General features: G+C 61.5%; 17 protein-coding genes. 8 read left to right on the top strand and 9 right to left on the bottom strand.

What is annotated here, in order from left to right; all coding sequences use genetic code 11:
* Positions 1-300 precede the first annotated feature (300 nt).
* Positions 301-3,444 (top strand): ribonuclease E, encoded by a 3,144-nt coding sequence (rne, locus tag AB5Y59_RS14460; protein WP_368212208.1) that lies wholly within the window; start codon positions 301-303, stop codon positions 3,442-3,444.
* A gap of 649 nt (positions 3,445-4,093) precedes the next feature.
* Here rne and AB5Y59_RS14465 read toward each other — a convergent pair.
* The 4 genes from AB5Y59_RS14465 to apbC form a co-directional block, all read right to left on the bottom strand.
* A complete protein-coding gene (locus AB5Y59_RS14465; protein WP_045524860.1) occupies positions 4,094-5,566 on the bottom strand; it encodes an inorganic phosphate transporter in 1,473 nt (490 codons plus the stop codon).
* 320 nt (positions 5,567-5,886) lie between these two features.
* The gene (gene dcd / locus AB5Y59_RS14470) at positions 5,887-6,468 is read right to left on the bottom strand and encodes a dCTP deaminase (protein WP_045524859.1); all 582 of its coding nucleotides are present in this window, start codon (positions 6,466-6,468) and stop codon (positions 5,887-5,889) included.
* 63 nt (positions 6,469-6,531) lie between these two features.
* Positions 6,532-7,176 carry a uridine kinase gene (udk, locus tag AB5Y59_RS14475; protein ID WP_010674731.1) on the bottom strand — a complete coding sequence of 215 codons (645 nt, stop codon included), beginning with the start codon at positions 7,174-7,176 and terminating at the stop codon, positions 6,532-6,534.
* Between the two features lie 108 nt (positions 7,177-7,284).
* Entirely contained in the window at positions 7,285-8,367 is a 1,083-nt protein-coding gene (apbC, locus tag AB5Y59_RS14480) for an iron-sulfur cluster carrier protein ApbC (RefSeq protein ID WP_268453430.1), read from the bottom strand.
* Between the two features lie 185 nt (positions 8,368-8,552).
* Between apbC and metG the strand changes: the two genes are divergently transcribed.
* Positions 8,553-10,586, top strand: a complete 2,034-nt coding sequence (gene metG, locus AB5Y59_RS14485) for a methionine--tRNA ligase (protein WP_268453427.1) — start codon at positions 8,553-8,555, stop codon at positions 10,584-10,586.
* Between the two features lie 71 nt (positions 10,587-10,657).
* Here metG and AB5Y59_RS14490 read toward each other — a convergent pair whose 3' ends face one another.
* Together AB5Y59_RS14490 and AB5Y59_RS14495 are read right to left on the bottom strand one after the other, a co-directional pair.
* On the bottom strand, positions 10,658-11,392 hold the full coding sequence (locus AB5Y59_RS14490) for a CHAD domain-containing protein (RefSeq protein ID WP_139736316.1): 735 nt from the start codon (positions 11,390-11,392) through the stop codon (positions 10,658-10,660).
* Between the two features lie 12 nt (positions 11,393-11,404).
* Positions 11,405-11,677 (bottom strand): acylphosphatase, encoded by a 273-nt coding sequence (locus tag AB5Y59_RS14495; protein WP_010674727.1) that lies wholly within the window; start codon positions 11,675-11,677, stop codon positions 11,405-11,407.
* An 85-nt stretch (positions 11,678-11,762) separates the two neighbouring features.
* On the opposite strand from AB5Y59_RS14495, the gene AB5Y59_RS14500 reads away from it, so the two are divergent.
* Together AB5Y59_RS14500 and AB5Y59_RS14505 are read left to right on the top strand one after the other, a co-directional pair.
* Positions 11,763-13,193: a methyl-accepting chemotaxis protein gene (locus AB5Y59_RS14500; RefSeq protein ID WP_139736315.1), complete on the top strand. Its 1,431-nt coding sequence runs from the start codon at positions 11,763-11,765 to the stop codon at positions 13,191-13,193.
* Positions 13,194-13,376: 183 nt separating this feature from the next.
* On the top strand, positions 13,377-14,570 hold the full coding sequence (locus AB5Y59_RS14505) for a class I SAM-dependent methyltransferase (RefSeq protein WP_039039155.1): 1,194 nt from the start codon (positions 13,377-13,379) through the stop codon (positions 14,568-14,570).
* A 459-nt stretch (positions 14,571-15,029) separates the two neighbouring features.
* Here AB5Y59_RS14505 and AB5Y59_RS14510 read toward each other — a convergent pair whose 3' ends face one another.
* Positions 15,030-15,674, bottom strand: a complete 645-nt coding sequence (locus tag AB5Y59_RS14510) for a glutathione S-transferase family protein (protein ID WP_368212212.1) — start codon at positions 15,672-15,674, stop codon at positions 15,030-15,032.
* A gap of 259 nt (positions 15,675-15,933) precedes the next feature.
* On the opposite strand from AB5Y59_RS14510, the gene AB5Y59_RS14515 reads away from it, so the two are divergent.
* The 4 genes from AB5Y59_RS14515 to AB5Y59_RS14530 all read left to right on the top strand — a co-directional run bounded on the left by AB5Y59_RS14515 (position 15,934) and on the right by AB5Y59_RS14530 (position 20,269).
* A complete protein-coding gene (locus AB5Y59_RS14515; protein WP_139736313.1) occupies positions 15,934-17,118 on the top strand; it encodes an acyltransferase in 1,185 nt (394 codons plus the stop codon).
* A 348-nt stretch (positions 17,119-17,466) separates the two neighbouring features.
* Complete coding sequence (selD, locus tag AB5Y59_RS14520) at positions 17,467-18,504, top strand: selenide, water dikinase SelD (protein WP_268453539.1); 1,038 nt, start codon at positions 17,467-17,469, stop codon at positions 18,502-18,504.
* Positions 18,501-19,631 carry a tRNA 2-selenouridine(34) synthase MnmH gene (gene mnmH, locus AB5Y59_RS14525; protein ID WP_268453537.1) on the top strand — a complete coding sequence of 377 codons (1,131 nt, stop codon included), beginning with the start codon at positions 18,501-18,503 and terminating at the stop codon, positions 19,629-19,631. The genes selD and mnmH overlap by 4 nt, the downstream gene beginning before the upstream one ends.
* Positions 19,625-20,269 carry an MBL fold metallo-hydrolase gene (locus tag AB5Y59_RS14530; RefSeq protein WP_268453534.1) on the top strand — a complete coding sequence of 215 codons (645 nt, stop codon included), beginning with the start codon at positions 19,625-19,627 and terminating at the stop codon, positions 20,267-20,269. The genes mnmH and AB5Y59_RS14530 overlap by 7 nt, the downstream gene beginning before the upstream one ends.
* Here the strand turns inward: AB5Y59_RS14530 and AB5Y59_RS14535 are convergent.
* Both AB5Y59_RS14535 and AB5Y59_RS14540 read right to left on the bottom strand, forming a co-directional pair.
* Positions 20,245-21,261, bottom strand: coding sequence for an HD domain-containing phosphohydrolase (locus AB5Y59_RS14535; protein WP_039039149.1), 1,017 nt, complete (start codon positions 21,259-21,261; stop codon positions 20,245-20,247). The genes AB5Y59_RS14530 and AB5Y59_RS14535 overlap by 25 nt on opposite strands.
* Positions 21,258-24,428 carry a response regulator gene (locus AB5Y59_RS14540; protein WP_045524849.1) on the bottom strand — a complete coding sequence of 1,057 codons (3,171 nt, stop codon included), beginning with the start codon at positions 24,426-24,428 and terminating at the stop codon, positions 21,258-21,260. The genes AB5Y59_RS14535 and AB5Y59_RS14540 overlap by 4 nt, the downstream gene beginning before the upstream one ends.
* Positions 24,429-24,538: the final 110 nt, after the last annotated feature.

Below are 24,538 nucleotides of genomic sequence, written 5' to 3' on the forward strand. Positions count from 1 at the left end.
AAGCCTTGTACTAAGTGGCCAAAGTGTATGCCACCCAATCCCGAAACACCGTGTATACAAGAACATGACGGTTCCCGGGTGCGAGGTACAACGCATGGAGAACACAAACAGAGCCGACGTAAATTGTCTCCACATCGGTATCCTTAATTCACGCCCTCTCGAGAAGGCTGAACCAGAGTGCCCTTAGTTTGCGCCTCATGCATACCCCAACCGGGAGGTTGCCCCAGCATGCTGAAGACCCGAGGCCGGCGCCGGCAGGACCCAGTGGAGGAATCAAAATGACAAAATAATGAGAACTCAATGAAAAGAATGCTAATCAACGCGACTCAGGAAGAGGAGTTGCGCGTAGCGCTGGTTGACGGACAACAGCTCTACGATTTGGATATTGAAAGTCCGGGGCACGAGCAGAAAAAAGCGAACATTTACAAGGGCAAGATCACCCGCGTAGAACCCAGTCTCGAAGCTGCTTTTGTCGACTATGGCGCCGAGCGCCACGGTTTCCTGCCATTGAAGGAAATCGCCCGCAATTACTTCCCCTCCGGTTACTCCTATCAGGGTCGTCCCAACATCAAAGAAGTGGTCCGCGAAGGCCAGGAAGTCATTGTCCAGATCGATAAGGAAGAGCGTGGCACCAAGGGTGCAGCCCTCACCACCTTCATCAGTCTGGCCGGCAGCTACCTGGTGCTGATGCCGAACAACCCCCGTGCCGGCGGCATTTCCCGTCGCATCGAGGGTGACGAGCGGACCGAGCTGAAGGAAGCCCTGAGCGGTCTGACCGTGCCGGACGGCATGGGCCTCATCGTGCGTACCGCCGGTGTGGGCAAGTCCCCGGAAGAGCTGGAGTGGGATCTGAACGTTCTGCTCAACCACTGGGACTCCATCCACAAGGCGTCACAGAATCGCTCCGCTCCCGTGCTGATCCACCAGGAAAGCAACGTCATCGTGCGCGCCATCCGTGACTACCTGCGTCGCGATGTGGGCGAGATCCTGATCGACAACCCGGTCATCTTCGAGCGCGCCAAGTCGCATATCGAGCTGGTCCGTCCCGATTTTCTCAATCGCGTGAAGCTGTACAAGGGCGATGTCGCCCTGTTCAACCACTTCCAGATCGAGAGCCAGATCGAATCGGCCTTCCAGCGCGAAGTGCGCCTGCCCTCCGGCGGCAGCATCGTCATCGACCCGACCGAAGCACTGACCTCCATCGATATCAACTCCTCCCGCGCCACCAAGGGCGGAGATATCGAAGAGACCGCCCTGCAGACCAACCTGGAAGCAGCAGACGAGATTGCCCGCCAGCTGCGCCTGCGTGACCTGGGTGGCCTGATTGTCATCGACTTCATCGACATGACCCCGGTTCGCCATCAGCGCGAAGTGGAAAACCGTCTGCGTGAAGCGGTGCATCAGGATCGTGCCCGTATCCAGCTGGGCCGTATCTCCCGTTTCGGTCTGCTGGAGATGTCTCGCCAGCGTCTGCGTCCCTCCCTCAACGAGTCCAGCAGCCATATCTGCCCCCGTTGCCAGGGTCAGGGGGTCATCCGTGACAACGAATCCCTCGCCCTGTCCATCCTGCGTCTCATCGAAGAAGAGGCCATGAAGGACAACACCGAGCAGGTTCATGCCCAGGTGCCGGTCGATGTGGCCGCCTATCTGCTCAACGAGAAGCGTACCTCCATCGCCAATCTGGAACAGCGCAATGATGTGCGTGTCTACATCATTCCGAACCAGCATCTGGAAACCCCGCACTACGAAGTGACCCGCATCCGTCAGAACGAGATCCCGGAAGCGGCCAGCTACGAGCTCAAAACCGAGATTGCCAAGCCGGTCTATCAGCCGCGCCAGGCTCAGGTAGTCGAGCGCGAACAGCCGCTGCTGCAAGGGTTTGCCCCGGCTCCCCAGCCGGTTGCGCCCACCGCCCCGGCTCCTGTTGCGACTCCCGCTCCGGTTGCAGAACAAGTCGGCTTCTTTGGCAAGCTGGCCAAGGCCTTCTCCGGCCTGTTCGGTGCCTCCTCCGATGCGGCTCCGGCCGAGGTGAAGGCGCCTGCCGACAAACCGGCCGCCCAGCGCGAAGCTCGCAAGGATGACGGGCACCGTCACCAGCGCGATGAATCCCGCAGCCGTGGTCAACGTGGCCGTCGCGATGACAACCGCGGCAGTCGCAATGCCGAGGCCGGCGAGAAGCGTGAAGGCGCAGCCAGCCGCGAGAGCAGTGATCGCAATCGTCGCCCGCGCAAAGAGCGTGAGCCTCGTCAAGAGCGGGAACCGCGCCAGGAACGGGAACCCCGTGGCGAAGTGCGCACCGAACAGCGCATGGAGCGTGAGCCTCGCGAACCCCGCCAGGAGCGCGAACCTCGTGCCCCGCGTCCGGCTCGTGAACCTCGCGCGCCCCGCGAACCCCGTGCAGAGGTGAGCGTCGAGGCGGTTGATACCGTTGATACTGCTGTCGCCAGCGCTGAACCGCGTCAGGAAAAAGAGCAAAAAGTGGCCGAGCGCCGCGAACGTCGCCAACTGCGCAAGCAGATCCGTGTCGATGTCGCCGCAACCGACACCCCTGCCCTGCCGACTGACGAGCAAATCACCGATGTCGCCGACGTGCAAGCTGCCGCTGAGCAGCAAGAAGAGCAAGGCGAAGGTCAGCGTCGTTCCCGCCGTACCCCGCGCAATCAGCGCATCGAAGGGCAACGTCGCAAGCGCATCAACGAAGATGCTCGTGGCCAGCGTGAAGACGAAGCACAAGGTGAAGTGCAGCTGACTACCGCGGCCCAGGCCGATGCGGCTCAGGTGAAGGTGGAAGAACCGGTTGTGCCTGTCATCACCATTCCGAGCGCAGAAGCGGTTGCTGCCGCCCTGCAGGCCTCCGCCGCACTGACCGAACACGTGGTGGCTGAAGCCGTTGCTGAGGAAGCGGCAGAGCAAGCACTGGCAGCCCAGGCTGTGGACGCGCCCTCCACTGACGAAGTTGAGCAGGTTGCGCAAGCAGACGCTGAACCCGTCGCCGAAGTGGCAGTTGTCGAACCCGAGATGGTCGAACCTATCGTCGACACCGCCTCTCATGACGAACCTGTCGCCGTGATCGACGCTGTCGAGCAGACCCAGCAAGTTGAGGCCATCCCAGAAGAGGTTGCACCGGTTGCTGAAGCGGCACCTGTCGTGATCGCTGAGGAGACGGCCACCGCCGAGGCGGAGGTCGTCGAGATGCCGGCTGCTGTGGTGCAAACCGAGCCAGCAACCAGCCCCGAAGTGAAGGTCAGCAAGGGTGCCGGTGTATTGGCCCGTGCCCGCAAGGCTTATGCCCCCATGGCAACGCCGGCTGCGGCTCCTGCCCCGACACCCCGTGAACCCGTGGAGTACGCTCCCCTGGTACGCAGCGAAGTCGTGACCTCCGGTCGCCACGGTGGCAGCACCGCTGCCAGCAACGTGGCAACCAGCCCGGCCGGTCGCCCCTGAGCAGACTCGTTAGTCTGAATAAAGAGCCACACATCGTGTGGCTCTTTTTTTGTCTCTTTTTTGGAGCTGACATCGCCTTGCTCTCCCCCCCTGCCCGTTCGATATCCGCCGCTTTTCCGATGTTCAGCGACCACACACACCCAGTCCAAAAATACGTGAATAACACACCAGACAGAGGATTCATCTCTGTCAAAGCATCACGACATGCTCTGCTTTGTCGACAGAGTCCGTGCATTGACAGCATATGATGCTATTGGCAAACAGTCTGGCAGCGTTCCCCTTTGGTAGCACAGTCGGTGTGTTCAGTGGTGGCTGAGACAGCCCAGGTTGAACGGGAATGCCAGACATAGGGCAACCTGTGGCACTCTTCACTCTCATCATTTCTGGTGAGGATCATAGACCCGTTGAACGTCCTCCCTTCAGCTTCACGTGCAAGCGTCAGCTCGTAACAAGGATGCTGCCCTCACTGTGTACAACAGGGTGATTCAGGGATGTAGAGAAACAAACGAGGCGATAGATATTGCTGTTTAACTTCTTGTCTGATGGCATACAACTATCACTCATTGAACTATTGCCGTATGACGTGATATTCACCAGGCAACAAAAAAGGGCCCGAAGGCCCTTGTTTCATTTCCAATGACTGTCGCGCTTACCCGCCAAAGAGATGGTTGTTCAGCAGGAACAGGCCGCCGGAGAGCAGCATGGTGAGCGGCAATGTCAGCACCCAGGCAAGCAGAATGGTCTTGATGGTCTGGCTCTGCAGGCCGGACTTGTTGGCCACCATGGTCCCCGCCACCGCAGAGGAGAGAATGTGGGTGGTGGACACCGGCATCCCGGTCAGACTCGCAATCCCGATGGACGCGGCGGCCGTGATCTGGGCTGCAATGCCCTGGCTGTAGGTCATGCCGGTGGAACCGATCTTCTCCCCTACCGTGTAGACGATACGACGCCAGCCCACCATGGTGCCGCAACCGAGCGCCAGGGCGATGGACACGATGACCCAGGTCGGCGCATATTCGGCCGTGGCGGTCAGATCCTTGCGCCATTTGGCGAGATCGGTCAGCTCCTTGGCCGGCAGCGGCAATTTGGAGACCTTGCGGGCAGTGTCGTCGATGCACAGCAGCAGACGACGCACCTCGCGGCGATCCACCAGGTTCATCTCCTCGTAGGTGCGCACCTGGCCCAGACGCTTGTCGAGGGTCGCCATGGCCTGCAGGGCCTCCCCTGCCGCACAGTGGCTCATCAGCTCTTCCTGGGCTTTGGCAGGCACACTGAAGTTCACCAGATGGGAAACCTGATCCTGGTTACGCTGGTAGATCTCCATGATGCGCTGGTTGGCATCCTGGGTTCTGTCCAGATCATAGGAGCGGCTGTTCATGTCCAGCGCAAAATAGGCAGGCGCCATGCAGATCAGCACCAGCATCACCAGACCGATGCCTTTCTGGCCATCGTTGGAACCGTGCACGAAGCTCACTCCCATTGCGGAGCAAATCAGAGTGACACGGGCCCAGAACGGTGGATGCTTCTTGCCGTCCACCAGCAGGCGCTCTTCCGGGGTCTTGTGGATCTTGCTGCCAAGCCATACGCGCTTCATGGCGAACAGCAGCAAGGCGGCAATGATGAAGCCCACGGTGGGAGAGATGATGAGAGAGAGCATGATGTCGATGGCTTTGCCGACGTTGATACCCTCTTTCAGGGGTTGATGGCTGATCAGGGCATAGGCGCCGCCTACCCCCAGGATGGAACCGATCAGGGTGTGGGAGCTGGATGCCGGAATGCCGAAGTACCAGGTTCCCAGGTTCCAGACGATGGCCGAGAACAGCAGGGAGAACACCATGATCAGACCCTGGGTGGAGTCCATGCCAAGCAGCAGATCGATGGGCAGCAGGTGAACGATGGCATAGGCCACCCCCAATCCACCCAGCATGACACCGGCGAAATTGAACAGACCGGAAGCCACCACCGCCATATGAGCCGGCATCGCCTTGGTATAGATAACCGTTGCTACCGCGTTGGCGGTATCGTGAAAGCCGTTGATGAATTCATAGGCCAGCACAAAAAAAACGGCCAATACCAAACCGATTGACCACCACAAACCCAAACCACTAAACATTTCAAACATAAAAACGAACCTGTTTATGAGTTGCGGCGGATTATGCCAGAAGGCTCGATGCGCCATACCCGTTGTTGAAATATTTCAGCAAAAAAAAAAAAGGGCATTCCGTCAGAAAATGTCTTAGGGCCTGTAGGAACGGGGCTTGTCGAGGATTAATTTAAGTCCATTCCATTGCTGTGGATAGGCGCCAATCAAAGCCGGAGCATGGCTCAATGTCCCGAAAAAGGCTGCCTTCAACCCGCTCGGCACGCCCGTTTCCTTTTGTCAGATAAAAAAAGAGGGTGCCTTGGCACCCTCCTCGATAGACAAGCCGCACAGTGCGGGAATCAATCCTGGTTGATCCGGCTGGCCACAGCCCCTTGCTGACTCTTGTATTTGGCATTTTCCCGTTTGTTGTACGGGCGAGCCGCGGTACCTGACAGCATCTCGAAGTTCAGGGCACCGATCTTCATCTTGGGACGCAGGGCCAGAGGCAACTTGCCGCCGTTGTAAAACTCCAGCACGATGCGACCGGACCAGCCCGGATCGATGCGGTGGGCGGTGACGTGCACCATGAGGCCCAGGCGAGCCAGGGAGGAGCGACCATCCAGCCAGCCGACGATATCGGCGGGCAAGGTAACCGATTCATAGGTCACCGCCAGCGCCAGCTGACCCGGGTGCAGATAGAAGGCTTCACCGTCCGGCACGTGGATCTCCTCGCTCATCACCCGCTCGATGGCATCGGCCATCTCGATACTGGTACCGCCAAGGTCGATATAAGGCGCGGTATGATCGCGAAACACCCGAAACTCGTTGCCCAGCAGCACATCGACGCTGACGCCGCTGATCCGCTCAACACCGGGCCGCGGCTCGATGACGATCTTGCCTTCATCCAGGTGCCGTTCGATATCGGTATCACAAAGACGCATTCTGCGACTCTCCTGACAAAAGATTCATTAAAAAAAGCCGGGCATCACCCGGCTTGTTTTCTCTCAACCAATCAACATATGGCGGATACGCGCCTTGAGCATGTCGATGGCGATGCGGTTCTTGCCGCCACGGGGCACGATCACGTCGGCATACTGCTTGGACGGGTCGATGAACTGCATGAACATGGGACGCACAGTCTTCTGATACTGCTTGAGCACGGAGTCCATGGTACGACCGCGCTCCTGCACATCGCGCACCAGACGGCGCAGCAAACAGATGTCGAGCGGGGTATCCATGAAGATGGAGGCATCCATCAGTTCGCGCAGGCGGCTGTCGGTCAACAGCAGTATCCCTTCGAGGATGATGACACGGCGCGGTGCAAAGGTGGTGACCTCGGTCATGCGCGTGTGCTCGGTATAGGAGTACTGGGGGATGTTGACCGCCTCCCCTTGCGTCAGCTGGGTCAGATGCTGCACCAGCAGATCGTGATCCAGGGCATTGGGGTGGTCATAGTTGGTCTTGACCCGCTCTTCCATGGTCAGGTGGGTCTGATCACGGTAGTAGCAATCCTCGGTGATCACACCAATCTGACCCGCTCCCAGCTCGGCCACCAGCTCTTCATAGATGGTTTGGGCGATAAGACTCTTGCCGGACGCGGATGCACCAGCAATACCGATGATCACGCAGGAATGTTGAGTATCAGACATTGAAAATACCTAAAGAGAAGAGCACTGGGGATTGTTTAAACCGATCCATTATATGAAAAAGGGGTGGCCATGCCCACCCCAAATCCGTCCCCCTTGGCCGAACGCCGATTATTCGTCCAGCGCCACCGTGTAGAGCGGGGTCGCAATCGGTTTTGCGCTGAAATAGAGCTCGGCCCCTACCCGACGAGCCAGTTTCAGGTAAGTCTGTGACAGCTCGCCATCCGGCGCACCGAGCACGGTGGGGCAGCCGTCATCCATGTGCTGGCGAATGTCGATATGCAGCGGCAACTGACCAAGCAGCGCCACGTGATACTGCTCCGCCATCTTCTGGCCACCGCCGGTACCGAACAACGGCTCGTGATGCCCGCAGGCACTGCAGACGTGGTAACTCATGTTCTCGACGATGCCAAGCACAGGCACATTGACCTTGTTGAACATGGCGATCCCCTTGCGGGCATCTGCCAGTGCCACATCCTGGGGCGTCGTGACGATCACCGCCGCCGTGGTGGGCACCTGCTGGGCCAGCGTCAGCTGGATATCGCCGGTGCCCGGGGGCATGTCCACCACCAGGTAGTCCACCTCGCCCCAGCGGGTCTCGTGCAGGATCTGCCCGAGTGCCTTGCTCGCCATGGGACCGCGCCAGATGGTGGCATCCTGCTCGGCCACCAGATAACCGATGCTGTTGCTCTTGATGCCGCAGGCCATCACCGGCTCCATCAACTTGCCATCAAAGCTGACAGGGCGCTCCTTGAGGGTCCCCGTCATAGTCGGGATGGAGGGGCCATAGATGTCCGCATCGAGCAGGGCGACCCGCGCCCCCTCTTTTTGCAGTGCCAGCGCCAGGTTGACCGCGGTAGTGGACTTGCCCACCCCTCCCTTGCCGGAGGCAACCACCAGGATATTGCGGATCCCCTGTACCGCCGCCAGTTGCTGCGCGCGGGGCATGCTGGCCACGTCTATCTCCCCCGTCCAATCGATGCGGGTCGCGCCGGTGACGCTGCGCAACCGGGCATCGAACTCCTCTTTGATCTGTTCAAACAGGGACTGGCCGGCAAAGGGCAGCACCAGCGTGATGGCCAGGGTCTGTTCGTGCCGCTCGACGGAACGCACAAAACCGGCCGCGACCAGATCCTTGCCCCATCCTGCCGGCTTAAATTCGGCCAGGATCTGTTTTACTGAATCAATCACCATTAACTCCCCATTATTTTGTCGTTATGCTGAGGTGAACGGTTACCGCACAAAAATCAGTGGCTTGCCGACGTCATCGTGATGCCGCCAGTCAGGGCACCGGGGGCCACAACCCTAGGCAGGCCGCCCCCAATTCGGGTAACATGCACGGCACTGTATCATCCCAACAGGCACATAAAGAACGTATTATGGCAACTGATCCTCGTAGAATGCTGGTAACCTGCGCCCTCCCCTATGCCAACGGCTCCATCCATCTCGGCCACATGCTGGAACACATCCAGGCCGATATCTGGGTTCGTTATCAGCGAATGCGTGGCCATCAGGTGCATTTCGTCTGTGCCGACGATGCCCACGGTACGCCCATCATGCTCAAGGCGCAGCAGATGGGGATCTCGCCGGAAGAGATGATTGCCGCCGTCTCCCAGGAGCACCAGGGGGATTTTGCCGGTTTCAACATCAGCTTCGACAACTACCACTCCACCCACAGCGACGAGAACCGCGAACTGGCGGGCGTGATCTATGGCCGCCTCAAAGAGTCCGGCAAGATCAAGATCCGCACCATCTCCCAGCTGTTCGATCCGGAAAAATCCATGTTCCTGCCGGATCGCTTCGTCAAGGGCACCTGCCCCAAGTGCAAGTCCCTCGATCAGTACGGTGACAACTGCGACGCGTGCGGCGCCACCTACAGCCCGACCGAGCTGATTGATCCGAAATCCGCCGTCTCCGGTGCGACCCCGGTGATGAAGGACTCAGAACACTACTTCTTCGACCTGCCCCAGTTCGAAGCCTGGCTCGCCGACTGGGTACGCGGCTCCGGCGCCATCCAGGAAGAGATGGCCAACAAGATGCAAGAGTGGTTCGAAAGCGGCTTGCAGCAGTGGGACATCACCCGTGACGCCCCCTACTTCGGCTTCGAAATTCCCGGTGCCCCCGGCAAGTACTTCTATGTCTGGCTGGACGCCCCCATCGGCTACATGGCGTCGTTCAAGAACCTGTGCAACAAGCGCGGCGACATCGACTTCGACAGCTACTGGAAAGCGGACTCCGACGCCGAGCTCTATCACTTCATCGGCAAGGACATCGCCTACTTCCACTGCCTGTTCTGGCCGGCCATGCTGGAAGGCGCGAACTTCCGCAAGCCGACCAAGGTCAACGTGCACGGCTATGTGACCGTCAACGGCGCCAAGATGTCCAAGTCCAAGGGCACCTTCATCAAGGCGTCCACCTATCTCAAGCACCTGGATCCGGAGTGCCTGCGTTACTACTACGCCGCCAAGCTCAACAGCCGCATCGACGATCTGGACTTGAACCTCGAAGACTTCGTCTCCCGCGTCAACGCCGACGTGGTCAACAAGCTGGTCAACCTGGCCTCTCGCAACGCCGGCTTTATCGCCAAGCGTTTTGACGGCAAGCTGGCCGCCACCTGCGCCGAGCCCGCACTCTACGCCGAGTTTGCCAACGCCAGCACCAGCATCGCCGAAGCCTATGAAGCGCGCGAATTCAGCCGCGCCATCCGCGAGATCATGGCCCTGGCCGACAAGGCCAACCGCTATGTGGACGACAAGGCTCCCTGGGTCATCGCCAAGCAGGAAGGGGCGGATGCCGAGCTGCAAGCCGTCTGCTCCGTCGGCATCAACCTGTTCCGCGTGCTGATGGCCTATTTGAAGCCCGTCATGCCGCAACTGGCCGAGCGCGCCGAAGCCTTCCTTGGCGAAACCCTGACCTGGGACGGCATCGCCGCCCCTCTGGTCGACCACGGCGTCGCTCCCTTCAAGGCGCTCTTCTCCCGCATCGAGTCCGCCAAGGTGGATGCCATGGTGGAAGCGTCCAAGGAAGATCTCGCCAAGGAGCAGAGCAAGAAGCCGGCAGGCCCCCTGGTGGACGATCCCATCAGCGAGACCATCACCTACGACGACTTTGCCAAGATTGACCTGCGGGTGGCGCTGATCAAGAAAGCCGAAGCGGTGCCGGAAGCCGAGAAGCTGCTGAAGTTGCAACTGGATATCGGCGGCGAAACCCGTCAGGTCTTTGCCGGTATCAAGTCCGCCTACAACCCGGAAGATCTGGAAGGCAAGCTGACCGTGATGGTGGCCAACCTGGCCCCGCGCAAGATGCGCTTTGGCATGTCCGAAGGCATGGTGCTGGCGGCAGGTCCGGGCGGCAAGGATCTCTGGATCCTCGAGCCCCAGGAAGGTGCCCAGCCGGGCATGCGCGTGAAGTAATACTCCCCTTCCCGGACAGTCCCAATGAAAAGAGAGGCCAATGGCCTCTCTTTTTTTACCTTGTGGGGTGCTTACTGCCCGCTCTGCAGCAATGCCATGCGAAGGGCGACCAGTTCCGCCTGATGGCAATCCAGTTGCAGTAGTTGGCAGCGGATCTCTGTTTTCAGGGCTCGCCGTTGCTGGCCTCGCCCCGTTTCGCCCCCAAGGCGTCTTAGCCATTGGCGCCTGTCCTGCAATTGCCCAAGCCGCTCCTGCCAGCTCACCAGCATGGACAACCAGGCCGGATCCCCTCCCCCCTGTGCCGTCAGCAGCTCCATCCCGTAGCGCGCCTGTTTCAGCACCAGACGCAGCCGGTGCCAGCACCGAAGTTTCGCCCTGATGCCCACAGGAAGGGAGGTGGTCTTCGCCAGTGCATCCGACAGTGACAGCGCCAGATGCAGCCGAAACAGCGGCAAGAGATCGACACCGACGGGTACCTCTTCCAGTCGGGCCAGCCAACGGGCCAGCGGGCCGGTCAACAGGGGGACCCGTGGCAAGCGGCTCTGCCGAAGCGAGCCACCATGATGCTGCGCATAGACCTGGGCATCGCGCAGGGCGGAGAGCGTACCGACGGCACGGGTCAATCGCCGCTCCAGCTCGGGCTCATGAATGAGGGGTCGCCACAGGGCGAGCAGCGCCAGCAGGCGACGGGCCGCTATCCGGTAGGCATGCACCTCTTCCATCCCCTTGTGCTGGCGCAGTGCCTGGGCCGCCCCCCGATATTGCCCAACGAGCCGGTTGGCCTGCGCAATCCCGCTCTCCCCCATGAACCCTCCCGGCTAGTTGGTATGAAAACCGGTTCCGGTGGGTGGCAACGCCTGGGTGCACTCCATTCGGGTGACGGTGGCGGTTCGGGGCCCGTGCTCAAGCCAGCCCAGCATCATCTGTACCTTCTGTTCGGGACCGGCAATCAGGATTTCCACCGAACCATCTTCCAGGTTGTAGGCATGCCCCCGCAGCCCCAGTTGCAGCGCCCGCTCCCGGGTGAAGTAGCGAAACCCCACCCCCTGAACCTGACCCCACACCCGCACGACAAACGATTGCTCTCCCATTTATCACACCTTTCCCTTAAGTAATTTTTCCCCGGGGCGATAATGAGCGCGACACTCTCTTCCCCTTGCAGGACGCAATACCATTATGAAAGAAGTAAAGTTTCGGTGGGTTGACCGTTATCTCATTCACCTCACGATCAGCGAGAAATTTCTCATCACCTTCTGGTGCCCCCTGGTGTTCATCGCCTTCCTCACCTGGTATCTGCTGGCCGACGGCCATGATCAGGCGATGCAGCTCAGAGTGGATCAGCTAAAAGGGCGGGTCGAGACCACAGCCCAGCTGGTGAGCCAGCAGCCGACCCTTACCCTGCCCGCGGATCTCGTACTCACGCCTGGCGCCGCCACCGGCCTTAGCCAGCAGGGGGACATCTTTCGCTATGGCGCCAGCGCAGGTCAGGCGGGCGTCGTCTCCGGCACCCTGGATACGAGTCACTACGCCCTCTGGGATGGCCAGGGCACTACCCTGACCATCATCGCGGTGCTGGCCGCCCTGCTGGCCCTCATCACCCACTATCTGATGACCTTTGTCTCGGGGGCCCTCTACTCCACCAACAAGGCATTGCAGACGGTAGCGAACGGCGATCTCACCTTCCGGCTCAATTTCTTCCCGGTACGGGACGAGTTCTCCATTCTGGCGGGCAGCATCGACACCTTCACCGACCGCCAGCACAAGATAGTGCAACTGGTGGAAGAGTCCGCCGATGCCCTTACCCTGGCCGCCGACGAGTTTCGCGAGCATGCCAGCGACGGCGAGCAGCTTGCCCGTGCCCAGCGCCAGCACATGGACTCCCTGGCCGCTGCCATGGAGCAGATGTCCGCCGCCATCCGGGAAGTGGCCCGCAACGCCAACGACACCCTGCTGCAAACCCGCCAGTCCAGCGACGAGGCGACTCACGGGGCACAGCGGGTGGCACGCACCATCACCGCCATCCGCACCCTGGCGGACGAGATTGGCAATGCCTCGGGCGCGGTCGAGCGGCTGACTCACAACGCCAATCGCATCAACGAAGTGGTCAACGTCATCAACGCCATCTCCCAGCAAACCAACCTGCTGGCCCTCAACGCTGCCATCGAGGCCGCCCGGGCTGGTGAACAGGGACGCGGCTTTGCGGTGGTGGCCGACGAGGTGCGCACCCTCGCCAGCCGCACCCAGCAGGCCACGGTGGAAATCCAGCAGATGATCGAGGAGCTCCAGGCCGGTACCGAGGCGCTGAACGACATCATGGAGAAGACGGTGGGGCGCGCCGCCGACAGCCAGCAGCTCATCACCGAGGTGGGCATGGACATCGAGCGGCTCAGCAACCACAGCGATGCGGTCCTGGAGATGAGCACCCAGATCGCCACCTCCAGCGAAGAGCAGAGTTCGGTGGCCGAGGAGATCACCCGCAACCTCGACAAGGTGCGCCACGAGGCGAGCCGGGTGGAGGAGTCCGCCAGCGCGGCGGTCGCCGGCACCACCGGCCTCAAGGGAACCGCCAGCGAACTCGGTCAGGCGCTCACCGGCCTGCGGATCTGACCACTCCGGCAGGCCATCGTCCAGATGGCCTGCCATGTCTGGGCCAGGCGCTTGGGACGCGCTAAACAGCCCGTTCGACCCTGACCGCGTGTGGATGCACGGATCCCGGTAGACGCGGCTTGCGTGCCTACCCTCACAGCCCCTACTATATGCCCCCTTCTTTTCTACCATCGGCAACTACCCATGAGCGCTTCCATCTATCTCGTCAAAGGCCGCGAAAAATCCCTGCTGCGTCGCCACCCCTGGATCTTCTCCAAGGGCATTGAGCGGGTGCAGGGCAACCCCGTTGACGGCGATACCGTCGAGATCTTCACCCATGACGGCAAATGGCTCGCCCGTGGCGCCTGGTCCGGCAGCTCCCAGATCCGTGCCCGGGTCTGGACCTTCGACAAGGATGAGAGCGTCGATCTCGACTTCTTCATCCGTCGCCTCAAATATGCGCAGGAGTCCCGTGACGGGCTCATCAAGCGTCAGGGCCTCACCGGCTATCGCCTCTGCGCCGCCGAATCCGACGGTCTGCCGGGCCTCACCATCGACCGCTACGCCGACTTCCTGGTGTGCCAGATCCTCTCCGCCGGTGCCGAGTTCCAGCGCGAGCTGATCACGCAAGCCCTGCGTACCCTCTACCCCGAGTGCAGCATCTATGAGCGCTCCGACGTGGCCGTGCGCAAGAAGGAAGGGCTGAAGGAGCGCACCGGCGTCATCCATGGCGAGACCCCGACCGACCCCGTGGTCATCGAGGAGAATGGCGGCGTCAAGATCCTGGTAGATATTCGCAACGGTCACAAGACGGGTTTCTATCTGGATCAGCGGGATAACCGCCTTGCCGCAGCGAAATACACTGAAGGCAAGCGGGTGCTCAACTGCTTCTGCTACACCGGCGGTTTCGGGGTCTATGCCCTCCAGGGCGGTGCCAAGGAGGTAGTCAACGTCGATCTCTCCCAGAATGCGCTGGACATCGCCCGCCAGAACGCCGAACTGAACGGTCTCGATACCAGCAACACCCAGTTCGTGCGTCACGACGTCTTCAAGCTCTTGCGCGAATATCGCGAGAAGGGCGAGAAGTTCGATGTCATCGTGCTGGATCCGCCCAAGTTTGCCGAGAGCAAGGCCCAGCTGCTGGGCGCCTGCCGCGGCTACAAGGACATCAACATGCTGGCCTTCCAGCTGCTGGCACCGGGTGGCGTGCTCTTGACCTACTCCTGCTCCGGCCTGATGGAGCAGAGCCTGTTCCAGAAGATAGTGGCCGATGCGGCCCTCGATGCCGGCCGCGACGCCCAGATCCTGGAGCTCCTCTCCCAGGCATCCGATCACCCCATCGGCACCGCCTATCCGGAAGGCTTCTACCTCAAGGGGCTGGTGGTACGCGCCCGTTAAGCCGATCAGACCTGCGCTGCCCCCCTTGTCCCCGGTTCCAGTTCCGGGTCCGGCAAGCCATCAAGAAGCCCGCGATCGTAGCGGGCTTTTTTTATGCGGCCGCCAAAGAGACAACCTCCCCCCCGACTTTGCCACCAACAGCGATTGCTGCCCCCATCCCTCCTCTTCGACTGACGACAGCCATCCTCAATCAAAGGTTGCCGCATCGTTAACCCGATTCTCATCTCTCTTTCACTACACAACCCACCAGCAGAGACATGCCCGGCATTTGTTTTATGCAAAAGCATGAAATATTACGCATCAACATTAAAAAATCCTCGGGGAAATATCAGCCATAAACGCATACCCACTCATTTGAATGAATATTGCTGTTTTCCCCTGCAATGGATCACGCCATGCCCCTGTCCGCCTCGCACATTGCCTGGGGCGACAATACTCGCCCACCACAAGTCATCCCGCTCAATCACGCGCTCGCGCGCCCAGCGGGAAGTAGTGTCGAAATGGCCTCGCCTCCTCTACCACCCGCACGATGGAGGGATGATTGAGCAGACGGGCGCGATAGGCACGCAGACGGCCATAGCCAGCCGGGATCTCGTGGGCCCAGTCGGCGTAGAAGAGCGAGGGGGCGGCGGCGCAATCGGCCAGGGTGAACGCCTCCCCCGCCGCCCAGGTGCGCCCGGCGAGGTGCTGATCCAGCCAGGGGTAGATCTTGTCCAGCATCTCCCGGGCCTCCGCTACGCCATAGCGGTCGCGATCCGCGACCGGGCGCAGCGCATCCAGCACCACTTTTTGCATCGGCGTCATCACATAGTTGTCGAAGACGCGATCCAGCATATGCACCTCCAGACCCGCATCGCCGGGCGGGATCAGGCTGACGGGACCCGGATGGTGCGCCTGCAGATGGGCGACGATGGTGCTGCTCTCGAGGATGCAGCGACCGTCATCCAGCAACACCGGGAAGCGCTTGAGTGGCCAAAGGGTGGCAAGTTCGGCGTTCGCCGCCGGCTCTTCGAGATTCCGATACTCGAACGGGGTGGCATTCTCGTAAAGGGCGATCAGCACTTTCTGGCTGTAGGACGAAAAGGGGTGGGCATAGAGTTTCATGGGGATGTTCCTGACGCTCAGAGGGATGACTTCCCTAGTCTAGATCCCCTCTCTATTTTCGATGCGTCCCTATCCCATGCTGGTTTTGGGATGATAAACGCCCATTCATGACGGCAATCACACTCGTATGACTCTCTTTTAGGTAGGGTGATCCCGCCTGCGGCCGCCAAGCCGGGGCAACCGACTCATCAGGGTTGATGAGCGGCACCACAACAAAAATTGATGTCAGGCCAAGCTGAACATCATCAAGGTTCCCGTCATGAATCAATCATTGCCGCTGTTGACGCCGCTGCGGGGCATCGCTGCCCTGATGGTGGTGTTGTTCCATGCCCGCTTGCTGCTCTTTCCCCAGTGGATGGAGTCGATCGCAGGCCACACCCAACTCATCGAGAACGGCTACCTCTGGGTCGATCTCTTCTTTATTTTGAGCGGGCTGGTGCTGGCCCACGTCTACGGGGAGGCCTTCGCCCGCACGCCCCGCACCATCGGTTATGGCCGCTTCCTCTGGCTGCGGCTGACCCGGGTGTATCCCCTCTACCTGGTGACCCTGCTGCTGCTGGTAGGCTGGGAGCTCTACAAGGCCCACCACGGGATTGGCTTCTACGCCGGCCCCCTGTTCAAGATGTGGGAGTGGGAAGGAATGCCTCCGTTCGGCTCACCCTTTACCCCCGCCGAGGCGCTGCCAAGCAGCCTGTTGCTGCTGCAGGTGGTGACCGATCACGGATTGACCTGGAACTTCGCCGCCTGGTCCCTCAGCGTGGAGTGGATGAGCTATCTGCTGTTTCCGCTGCTCATTTCCCTCGCCGTCACCCGCAGCCGCTGGAGCAACCTCGCCCCCTTGCTGGCCCTGACGGTGCTGGCCTTTATCGTGCACAGCCGGGGTACCCTGGATGTCACCAGCGGCGCGCTGGCCATCGGGCGCGGGGTGAGTGAATTCGTGCTCGGCCTCTGGCTGCTGCCCAAGGTGAAGGCTGCCCGCCAGTGGCCCATGATGCAGCGGGATCTGCCGCTGCTGCTCGCCTTTTTGCTCCCCTTCGCGCTGATGCAGTTCACCATGACGCCGCAGCTGACCCTGCTGCTGATCAGCGCCTACGTGTTGCTGATCTGGATTGCCGCCTGCCAGGGCGATCGCCAGAGCCCGCTGCTGCGCCTCCTGGACAACCGCTTCACCAACTGGCTGGGGGATCTCTCCTACTCCATCTACCTGCTCCACGCCCTGGTGCTGCTCACCGGCTGCGAGCTTGTCCACTCTCTGGCGCCGGGGCTCACCGCGTGGTGGTACGCCCAGACCAACCCCTTGCTGGGGGTGCTGGCCACCCTGTTGATGCTCGCCGTGCTGATCGGGCTCTCGGCGCTGAGCTACACCCTGCTGGAGCGGCCGCTGCAACGGCGACTGCGCCGGCTAGGCAAGGCTCCCCAACCAGTGATGGAGCAAGCTGGCTAGTTTCCGTCGCCACATGCTGCCCCGATGCAAGACCGGCACGCCGTCGGGGCGGCTCAAAGTGAGACTAGCCTGACCAAGGCGAAGAGTACGGCTCTTTTTGAACCCGACAATCCCCTGCGCTTTGTGTGAATTCCAGTTCGAATCAAGAGGGCCGTCTGTGGCATAATGGCCCGTCCTGTGGTCCTCGGCGGGGCTTCGCCGGCGCATCCTTGCCCTCCTCCCGTCCTGCCAGGCAGCCTGACATCACTGTGTTCACAGGCCGCCAGGGCCACCCTATTTTTGCGCGCACATTTGACGGTGCCACAGCAGTTATTTATACACGCAAGTCTGCCCACACAAGGGGAAAGCATGTCTTCCATTCGTCTGACCCAATACAGCCACGGCGCTGGCTGTGGCTGCAAAATCTCCCCCAAGGTGCTCGACACCATCTTGAAGAGCCAGATCCCGGGCTTTGACGACCCCACCCTGGTGGTCGGCAACAGCAGCAAAGATGACGCCGCCGTGGTGGACATCGGCAACGGCCAGGGCATCGTCTCCACCACCGACTTCTTCATGCCCATCGTCGACGATCCCTTCACCTTCGGTCGCATCGCCGCCACCAATGCCATCAGCGACATCTATGCCATGGGCGGCAAGCCCATCGTCGCCATCGCCATCCTCGGCTGGCCCATCAACACGCTGGCGCCGGAAGTGGCCCAGCAGGTGATCGACGGCGGCCGCCAGGTGTGTCACGAGGCGGGCATTTCTCTGGCAGGCGGTCACAGCATCGACGCCCCAGAGCCCATCTTCGGCCTGGCGGTGACCGGTATCGTGCCTCTCGACGCCATCAAGCAGAATGACACCGCCCAGGTGGGCGACACCCTCTATCTGACCAAGCCCCTTGGCATCGGTATCCTCACCACAGCCCAGAAGAAGGGCAAGCTCAAGCCCGAGCATGAGCAACTGGCCCCGGATGCCATGTGCACCCTCAACAAGATTGGCCAGCGCTTCGCCGCCTTACCCGGCGTGCACGCCATGACCGACGTGACCGGTTTTGGGCTGGCAGGCCACCTGCTGGAGATGTGCGAAGGTTCCGGCGTCAGTGCCCGTCTGGACTTCAAGGCGCTGCCGCTGCTGGACGAGGTGGATTACTACCTGAGTGAGGGCTGCGTACCGGGCGGTACCCTGCGCAACTTCGACTCCTATGGTGACAAGCTGGGCGCCATGGATGATCGCACCCGCAACATCCTGTGCGACCCGCAGACCAGCGGCGGCCTGCTGGTAGCCGTCGGTAAAGAAAGTGAAGCCGAGCTCCTTGCCATTGCCGCACAGGCAGGGCTGACCCTCTCTCCCATCGGCCAGTTGCAGGCCCGCACCGCCAACCAGTTCATCGAGGTTGTCCAATGAGTGCCCTGTCACTGGCCACGGATTACGCCCGGATCTTTCTGGATGAGGTTCCACTCATCGATCTGCGCGCCCCCGTCGAGTTCAAGGAAGGGGCCTTTCCCACCGCCGTCAGCCTGCCGCTGATGACGGACGAGGAGCGCGCCCGGGTCGGTACCTGTTACAAGCAGGAGGGACAGGCCGCAGCCATCGCCCTGGGCCATCAACTGGTGGGAGGCGCGGTGCGCGCCGCGCGCATGGAAGGCTGGCTGGCCAGGTTGCGCCAGCAACCCGACGCCCTGCTCTACTGTTTTCGCGGCGGCCTGCGCTCCCAGACAGTGCAGCAGTGGCTGGCCGAGGCCGGCATCACCCGCCCCCGGATCGCGGGTGGCTACAAGGCGCTGCGCCACTTTCTCATCGACACCCAGGCGAAGGCCAGTGCAGAGTGCGGCTGGACCGTGCTGACCGGCATGACCGGCTCCGGCAAGACCCACATGCTGGCGCACATCACCCAGGCGGTGGATCTGGAAGGGCACGCCCGTCACAGGGGGTCGTCGTTTGGCCAACTGCCGGGTGGGCAACCCGGCAACATCGACTTCGAAAATCGGCTTGCCATCGAGCTGCTTCAGCGTCGCAACCGGGGAGAGTCACAGTTTGTCCTGGAAGACGAGAGCCGTCTCATCGGTCGCTGCGCCCTGCCACTCAACCTCTATGAGGCCATGTGCCGGGCTCCTCTGGTGGTGGTGGAGGTGCCGCAGGAGGCACGGGCCGAGCAGATCCGCACCGATTACGTGCAGGATCTCTGGCTGCGCTATCTGGAGTTCCATGGGCCAGATGCAGGCTGGCCCCTCTTTGCCGGCTACCTCACCGACGCCATGGCCAGGCTCAAGCGCCGACTCGGTGACAAGGATTATCGCGAACTCGATGGGCTGTTGCAGGCCGCCCTCAGGGAACAGGCCCAGAGCGGGGACACCCGCGCCCATCTGGTCTGGATCAGGCTGCTGCTGACTCGCTACTATGACCCCATGTACCGCTATCAGCTGGACAACAAGCGCGAGCGGATCCTGTTTCGTGGTGACAAGGAGGCCTGCCTCGCCTTCTTCGCCAAACGCTCCCCCCTTCAGACCCCTCAGGAGAGTCCCACATGTTGAAGTTCGAGGTGATCCCGGTCACCCAGTTCGCCCAGAATTGTTCTCTTATCTGGTGTGACGAGACCCGCCAGGCTGCCCTCGTCGATCCCGGCGGCGAGGCGGACAAGCTGCTGGCCGCCATTGCCAAACGGGGGCTGACCCTCACCCATATCCTGCTGACTCACGGCCATCTGGATCACGTGGGCGCCGCCGCCGATCTGCGCGAGAGAACCGGTGTCGCCATTACCGGCCCCCACAAGGAGGATGCCTTCTGGCTCGATATCCTGCCCCAGCAGAGCCAGATGTTCGGCTTTGCCCATACTCCGGCCTTTACACCGGATAGCTGGCTCGAACAGGGTGACAAGGTACAGGTTGGCAAATGCGAGCTGGAGGTCTATTTCTGCCCGGGCCACACTCCGGGCCACATCGTGCTGCTCTGCCAGGCAGAACGCCTCGCATGGGTGGGGGATGTGCTCTTTGCCGGCAGCATAGGCCGCACCGATTTCCCGCGCGGGGATCACGGGACGCTGATCAAGTCGATCACCGAGACCCTGCTGCCGCTCGGGGATGAGATCGTCTTTATTCCGGGCCATGGCCCGAGCTCCACCTTTGGTCACGAACGGGCCAGCAATCCCTATCTGACACAGCCCATCTGGTAATCCCCCCGCTCCTCGCGGGCATCCCATTGAGCCTTGAGGCGCAAGATCTCCGGCATGATCTCGAGAAAACGGGAGAGCAGCCGGGGATCGAAGTGCTGGCCTGCACCATCGCGCATGGTAGCCAGCACCCGGTCCAGGGGCCAGGGCTCCTTGTAGGGACGACGCACGCTCAGGGCGTCAAAGACGTCAGCGATGGCCACTATCCGCGACGCCTCGGGGATCCCCTCACCGGTCTCGCCAGCGGGGTAGCCCGAGCCGTCCCATTTCTCGTGGTGGTGCAGGGCAATCTCCGCCGCCATGCGAAAAATGGGGGCATCGGATCGCCTCAAGATCTCGTAACCGATGCGTGGATGACTTCGCATGATGACCCACTCCTCCTCGGTGAGGGGGCCGGGCTTCTTGAGGATGTGATCGGGGATACCAATCTTGCCCATGTCGTGCATGGGGGCCGCAAGCTCCAGCAGATCCGACTGCTCCGGGCTCCAGCCCGCCGCATCAGCCAGGGCCCGGGCGTATGCGGCCATGCGCCAGATATGCACCCCCGTGTCGGTGTCGTTGTAGTGGCCCGCCTCGCTCAGCATGACGATGGCGGTGCGATAGCTGCACTCGAGCTGATCGAGGCGCACCAGGGAGAGATGATTGCGCACCCGGGCACGCACCGTGCTCGGACAGACCGGCTTGTAGATATAATCCACTCCGCCCGCCTCGAACCCCTGGCTCTCGCTGTCTGCGTTGTCGCTCGCGGTGATAAAGAGCACCGGGATCCCGGCGTGAGCCGGATCGGCCTTGAGCCGGCGGCACACTTCGTAACCATCCATGTCGGGCATGCGCACGTCCAGCAGGATAAGTGCAGGCTCGTGACGCCCCACGGCGGCCAACCCCTCCTCTCCCCCTTTGGCAAAGAAGAGGTTGTACTCCTCTTTGAGGATTTGCCGCAGCAACCCGAGGTTGCTCGGCTCGTCGTCGATGATCAGCACGCGCGGTCGACTCATGGCGCAGGTTCCTCCCGATCCTCCAGATAATCCTCCAGCTTGCGGGTGGCGAACGGGATATCGAACAGCTCCAGGGCTGCACTTATTTCGCTCACCAGCTCGCAAGGCAAGTGACTCCTTGCCTGGCTCAGCGCCGGCTCAATCAGATCCAGATCCTCGCTCACCAGGGCCTGATGCAGGGCGTGCAGGCAGACCTCCCGCGCTTCCCCCTGGGCCAGCGGGGAACTGACCGCGCCCGGCTCGCGCCCGGCATAGGTATCGATGGAGTGTTGTGCCCGCTCCAGGGCCTCGAGGAAGGGTGCGATAAGCTGGCTGGTATCGCTCCCCTGCTCGATGGCCTCGTTCAACTCGGCACTGATACGCGCCACATCGGTGAGCGACAGGCTGCCCGCCACCCCCTTGAGCTTGTGGGTCAGGCTCGCGGCCGCATCGGTCTCGTGCTGGGCGATGTAACCCGGCAACACGGTACCGACCGTCATGTAGTCATCGCGAAAACGCCGCAGGTATTTAAGATAGACCGAGGCTTCACCCCAGTTGCGCAGTCCGGTATCGATATCGATGCCGGCCACCGGCTCGTGGGGGAGTCGCTCGTCGTTCACGGTGAGCGGCAGGACTACGTCCGGCAGATAACGCAGCAAGGTCGCGATGAGCTGCTCCACATCGAGCGGCTTGGCTATGAAGTCGTTCATGCCAGAGGCCAGCGCCGCCTCCCGCTGATCCTTGAATACCCCTGCGGTGAGTGCCAGCACGGGAGTCTCCTCCCGCCCCGGCAGCAGGCGCAGGCGACGGGTCGCCTCGTAGCCATCCATCACCGGCATCTGCACATCCATGAGCACCAGATCAATGCGCCGTGCCGGATCTGCCAGGCAGGCCAGGGCTCGCTCCCCATCGATGGCGGTCATCACCTCGGCCCCCTCCCGTTGCAACAAGCGGGTCGCCACCTCCAGGTTGATGTCGCTGTCATCCACCAGCAGTATGTGCACGCCCGGCAGGCGCAGACGGCGCTGGCCACTCTCAAGGGGCTCCACATGCTCGCGCTTCTCGTGGATGAGACGCGCCACCGCGTTGTAGAGACTGGAGCCGGTGACCGGTTTGTGCAGCACCAGATCCACCTGATCCGAGCCGGGGCGGTGCATCAGTTCATCCTGGGAATAGGCGGTCGCCATGATGATGATGGGTGAACGCTCCTGCTGCTCGAAGGCGCGGCGAATGGCCAGGCAGGTCTCGAGCCCGTCCATGCCCGGCATGATCCAGTCGAGCAGGATCACGTCGAAACGCTCCCCCTGGCGCAGCAGATGGTGCAGCGCCTGCTCACCGGACTCCACCACCCGCGACTGCCATCCGAGGGAACCCACCGTCATCGACAGGGCGTCGCGGGTCACCTGATTGTCGTCGGCGATGAGCAGCGAGATGTGCTGCAGGCGCTCGTTCAAGGCCTCGGGCCGCTCCACCTGCTCCAGCCGGACGCGGAACCAGAATTCGCTCCCCTTGCCAAGCTCGCTGGTGACGCCGATATCCCCCCCCATCAGGTTCACCAGGCGGCGACTGATGGTCAGACCAAGCCCGGTGCCCCCGAAGCGGCGACTGGTGGAGGAGTCTGCCTGGGAGAATGCATTGAAAATGTTGGCCTGCTGCTCGGGGGGAATGCCGATCCCGGTGTCGCGCACCCGAAACAGCAAGGTGGCCATGCCGTCTTGCTCTGATTCCAGCACAACCTTGACCTCCACCTCGCCGCGTTCGGTAAACTTGATGGCATTGCCGGTCAGGTTGAGCAGCACCTGCTCGAGGCGCAGGGCGTCCCCAATCAGATGGGAAACCGGCTCGGGGGCACTGCTCACCACCAGTTCGAGGTGCTTCTGGCCAACGCAGGTGGACATGATGGCCGCCACGTGATCGAGCACCTCTTCGAGACTGAATGGCACCCGCTCAAGCTCGAGCCGACCCGACTCAATCTTGGAGAAATCAAGGATGTCGTTGATGATCCCGAGCAGCGCCTGCCCGGCCTGGTGGATTTTGCGCACCAGGGCATGCTGACCATCGTCGAGCCCTCCCTGTTCGAGCAGGTAGGTCAGCCCCATGATGGCGTTCATGGGGGTGCGGATCTCGTGGCTCATGTTGGCGATGAAATCACCTTTGACCTGTGCCAACCTGGCCGCTTCCTGCTGGGCCAGTTGCTCCTTGTGCCTGCTGCGCACCAGTGCAGCCACACCGGCACCAAACAACAGCAGCAGCACGGCGCTGGCGGCCAAGATGATCCCCCAGATATGAGTGCGAATGGCCTGCAGCTCGCTGTGCGGCACCAGGGACGCGGCTTTCCAGATCAGCTGATCATGATTCTGTGCCGGGTACAGGGTGGTCCAGCTCCAGAGTCCGTCGGCAGACTCCATCTGGCCGTTTGATGCGTCCCAGAACGCCTGCCAGGCCTGGGGAGAAGTCTGCTTCAGAGTCAGATCCGGGCGCTCGAGCATGAAGCCCCACTCCCGGGATGGGTCCGGGCTGCGCAGCCAGTATCCGTCCTGGTTGAACAACATAATGTGATCGGCTGCCTTGCCGCGGTTGTCGGCAAACTCCTTGAGCATACGGGCAGCCTGAACGTTGATTAGCAGCAGACCAAGATCACGTCCCCCAAGGCGCAGACGCTTGGCAATGCGGATCATGGGGTTGAAGGGGCGATCGATCACCCCGTGTTCAACGTTGAGATCGAGCGGCGAGACGTAGACCCGCTCCCAGGGCAGCGCCATAGCATCGCGAAAGTAGTAACGCTCCCCCTTGTTCTGCAACTGGTCGTCCGTCACACGCCACAGACGCTGGCCCTGGCGATCGATGCGCACCCGCTCCATGCCATCCGGGGCAAGCCAACGCACCTGGGCATAGTCGGGATTGCGGTTCAGCAGGATGGTGAACTGGACGGCCAGGGTGTCACGGTCATTGCGAGCCGCCGCTTCGAGCAGGATGGGTTCTTCCGACATGCTGCGCACATGGCGCAGCGGCACCGCCAGCTCGCCGTCAAGGCGGCCGCTGGCAAGCGCCAGGAAGGTGCTCTCATCGCTGCGAACGCGATAGAGCTCGCGCTCGATCAGTGCATTGCCCAGCAGATAGCCACCTGCCAGGACCAACAGCAGAATAGGTGAAAACAGCAGGATATATGTCCGTACGATTCCTTTCATAACGGTCAACATCGCCCCGAAAAATGGACTTGCCCGAGTACTTTTTGAACATCAGAGCACCACAACACGTGTCCTGCTGTCAATCATGCCTTCAAGTAAAGACCAATAGT

The sequence above is a fragment of the Aeromonas sp. s10 genome (assembly GCF_040907975.1).
In the GTDB taxonomy this organism is placed as follows: domain Bacteria; phylum Pseudomonadota; class Gammaproteobacteria; order Enterobacterales; family Aeromonadaceae; genus Aeromonas; species Aeromonas caviae.